Raw genomic sequence first — 4109 nt, 5'->3', positions numbered from 1 at the left:
CCGGTATTGAAGATGATTTCGGCGGGCATGCCGGGTCTGAGGCGTCCCTTGAGTTCTGCGGGGATATCGGTGTCGGCGACGGCGATGAGGGCGAGATAGTAGGGCTCGCGGGTCTGTTCGTCGACGAGGCGGTCGCGCGAGACGTTGCGCAATGTCCCGAGGATGAGGGGCGTGGTGCGCGAGTGGAAGGCGGGGAAGCGCACTTCCGTGGAGGTTTCGGTCCGGAGATTGTCGATATCGGTGACCTGGACGCGGGCCTCGATGACGAGTTCGTCGTTCTGGGGGACGATCTCGACGAGGGTATCGCCGGGGCGCACGACGGCGCCGACGGTGAAGACGCGCGGATTGATGTTCTGAGCTTCGCCGGAGCGCGGGGCGCGGATTTCGGTGCGGCGCAGGACATCCTCGGTGACATTGAGCTTCTCGCGCATGTCGCCGAGCTTCTGCCGGATATCGAGGAGCTGGGCGCCGACCTCTTCGATGAATTTCTGGCGGGTCTGGGTGGCCTGCAGCTTCATCTCGCCGATGTTGTTCTCAGCCTTGGCGGCATCGGCGATGTTGCGCCCGACGACGCCGTCGAGGCGGGCCTTCTCGCGCTCCAGCGCCGACTGGCGGGACTTCGGAACGAGGCCCTTGAGGGCGAGGTCGCGGATGCCGACGAGCTCGTCGTTGATGAAGTAGAGCTGCTGCTCGGCGGATTTGCGCTCGCGGTCGAGGCCGTCGATCTCGGCCCTGAGCTGGTCGACGCGGCCGTCGATGATGCTGAGCTGGCCGGTGATGGAGGCGCGGCGGTCGTTGAACTGGGCGGTCTCGTCGGCGATGACGCGCTTGACCACCGGGTCGTCGGGATGGTCGAGGAGCAGGGGCGGGAAGGTGATCTTCGCGGCGTCGTCGCGCTCGGCGACGAGCCGGGCCTCCAGCGCCAGGCCCGCATAGACCTGGTTGCGGACCGCGTCGCGGTTGGCGAGCGCGGTGGTGTCCTCGAGCCGGAACAGGAGGTCGCCCTCCTCGACCTTCTGGCCTTCGCGGACCTTGATCTCCTTGATGAGGCCGCCTTCCAGATGCTGCACCACCTGGCGCTTGCTCTCGACCGAGATGACGCCCGACGCCACGACGCCGGCGTCGATATTGGCCAGCGCCGCCCAGCCGCCCATGATGCCGAAGGTGAAGATGATGATGGCATAGCCGGTCAGGGCGATGCGGCGGAAGTCGCTGTCCGGCTTGCCCGGGGAGCCGCCGCCCCTGCTGGCGCCACTGCCGGTCTTGTCCTTGTCCGTCTTGCCTTTGCCCAGGCTGAGGGCGGCATCGATGGCCTTCTCGAGGAAGAGGAACTTGCGGCTGGCCCCTTCCGGCCCGGTTCCGGCCAAAGCCTGTCCGGGGGTGCCCCGCACGGCCTCATGTCCGATCGCTTCCTGTCCGATGGCTTCCTGCCCGATCGCTTCCTGCGCCGGCACCTTGACCGGCGTGATGGCGGCGAAGGGAACGGATCCGCCGGCGGCCCGGGTCTCGGATCCGTCCGCCGCGACACCAGCTCCCGCCATCCCGGCGGAAGGGGGTGTCGCGGTGGAGGAGGGGGCCGGCTGGCCCGTTGGCATGGGCTGGCCGAAGGTCACCGGCCGCGGAAAGCGGGCGCCGTCCCCGGCTGCATCAGCCGGGACGCCGGCGGCGGGCGGCGTGGCCGGGGAAGCCCCAGTGGCCGGGGAAGCCCCAGTAGCCGGGGAAGCCCCAGTAGCCGGGGAAGCCCCAGGCGCGTGAGCGGGACCCGACTGAGCAATCGGCTGGCTCATGACGGGCTGGCTCATGACGGGCTGGGGATGGGCCTGCCCGGTCTGTGTCTGCTGAGGGGGCTTTTGCACCGGGGGGATCTTCTCATCGGACATCAACCACGCTCCAGCGTCACGCACAGGCTCCGGCCGGGTCACAGCGCGGAGGAGAAACCACAGGGACCACCGCCGTCCGGACCGCGCGGGCGGCCGGGACAGCGATCAATTAGCCAACGACGCCGCGGCTTGCCACAGGAAGTCCGCCGGCGCCGATCACATCGGTGTTAGCGCAGGCCCGGCGAAGGCCGGTTCACCCGGCAGGTTCACCCGGCAGATTCACCGGACATGCGCCATCGTTCGGTTTCCACGCTTTTGCAGAGCCAGGCCGCGACACAGGGACCGGCTCGCGTCGCGGGACATGCGCCCGCCGGCTTCAACGGCAGCAGCGAAGCGGGGATCGGCAGGCCGACCCGCGCGGCGTACCGGCGGCTCGGCCCGTTTGCGGCCCGTTTGGCCCGCCGTTCCTTCGTCTCAGCCGGGCGCCGCGGCCACGGCGATGCCGGGCTGAGCGGCGGATCCCAAAGCCTGTCCGGCACCCGGCGCCCCGACGATGCGCGGCCCGAGCACCTTGGCCAGCACCTCGTCGCGCGGCCCGAAGGCCTGCACGCCGCCGTCGGCCAGCACCAGGATGGCATCGCACAGGCCCAGCGAATTGGTCTTGTGGCTGATCAGGATCACCGTGCGGCCCGCCGTCTTCAACTGGCGGATCGCCGCCATCAGCGCCTGCTCGCCGGCCGCGTCCAGGCTCGCATTCGGTTCGTCCAGCACCAGGATCGGCGGTAAGCCGTAAAGCGCCCGCGCCAGCCCGATGCGCTGCCGCTGGCCGCCCGACAAGGCCTGCCCGCCTTCGCCGATCTGCGTGTTGTAGCCCTCCGGCAGCCGCTGGATCATCTCATGCACGCCGGCCAACTGCGCCGCCGACACGATGCCAGCCTCGTCCAGATCCCCGAAACGGGCGATGTTCTCGGCGATCGTGCCCGAGAACAGCTCCACGTCCTGCGGCAGATAGCCGAGAAACCGCCCGAGCTGCTCCGGGTCCCAATGGGTCAGGTCCGACCCGTCAAGCCGCACGCAGCCCGCCGCCGCCGGCCACACGCCGACCAGCGCCCGCGCCAGGCTCGACTTGCCCGCCGCACTCGGCCCGATCACACCGAGCACCGTCCCCGCCGGGATGGCGAACGAGACGCCCTTCAGCACCGGCATGTCCCGCGTCGGCACCCGGACGATCAGGTTCTCCACCGCGATATCGCCCCGCGGGTCGGGAAGACGCATGCGCGCCCCCGGCGCCGGCAGCGCCCTGAGAAGCGCCTGCACCCGCTCATAGGCCGAGCGCATGTTGACCAGCGACTTCCAGTTGCTGATCGCCATCTCGATCGGCTGCACGCAGCGCCCGACGATGATCGACGCCGCGATCATCATGCCCGGCGAGATCTCCCGCTTGATGGCGAGATAGGCCCCGACCCCGAGAATCAGGCTCTGCATGAAGGCGCGGTTGAACTTGATGCCGGCCATCAGCCCGCCGGCCCGGTCGGACGCCTGCGCCTGGTGGCCGAGCGCGTCGTAGTGGTGCTTCACCCACTTCTCGCGCAGCCGCCCCACCATGCCCATCGCCTGCAGCACCTCCGCGTTGCGGAAGGTGGTCAACGCCTGGTTCTGCGCCGTGATATTGGCCTTCGTCGCCTGGTCGAGCACCGGACGCGTCGCCCGGTCGTTGGCAAAGGCCAGCGCCGCCGAGATCAGCGCCGTGAAGATCGCCAGAACCCCGTACCACGGATGCAGAAGCGTCGCCGCGATGATGTAGATCGGCACCCACGGCACGTCGCAGAAGGTGATCAGCCCCTGGCCCGTGAAGAACTCGCGGATGCTGTCCACATCCCTGAGCGCCTGCACATGCCCGGGACCCGGCTGGCGCAGCGACGCCCGCTGCACCGCATTGAACGCATCCGCGTTCACCTCCTCGTCGAACCGGACCCCGGCCCGCACCAGAAGACGCGTCCTGAGGCTCTCGAGCGACGCCGATACAAGATACAAAATCGCGATCAGAATCGTCAGGACAACAAGCGTCGTCAGGTTCCGGCTCGACAGGACGCGGTCATAGACCTGCATCATGTACAACGAACCCGTCAAACCCAGCAGATTGATGAAAAACGAAAAAACAATCGCCGTCACAAAGGCAGGGCGCGTCGTCCGGATCGCCGCATTCAGCGCCGTCGGCGCCTTCTTACCTCCCCCCGTCGGTCCCGCTTGTGACATCAATCAACGCTCCAATCCAACAAGGCGTATCAT

General features: G+C 68.4%; 2 protein-coding genes. Both read right to left on the bottom strand.

The window, feature by feature from the left end:
* The coding region (locus tag C7450_RS33370; protein ID WP_146227631.1) for an HlyD family type I secretion periplasmic adaptor subunit at positions 1-1880 on the bottom strand (1880 nt) is incomplete at its 3' end.
* Between the two features lie 414 nt (positions 1881-2294).
* Positions 2295-4076: a type I secretion system permease/ATPase gene (locus tag C7450_RS33365; protein WP_110378708.1), complete on the bottom strand. Its 1782-nt coding sequence runs from the start codon at positions 4074-4076 to the stop codon at positions 2295-2297.
* Between the last annotated feature and the right edge of the window lie 33 nt (positions 4077-4109).

This window comes from Chelatococcus asaccharovorans (assembly GCF_003201475.1).
Taxonomy (GTDB): Bacteria; Pseudomonadota; Alphaproteobacteria; order Rhizobiales; family Beijerinckiaceae; genus Chelatococcus; species Chelatococcus asaccharovorans.
This window is presented reverse-complemented; position numbering and strand designations above follow the sequence as displayed.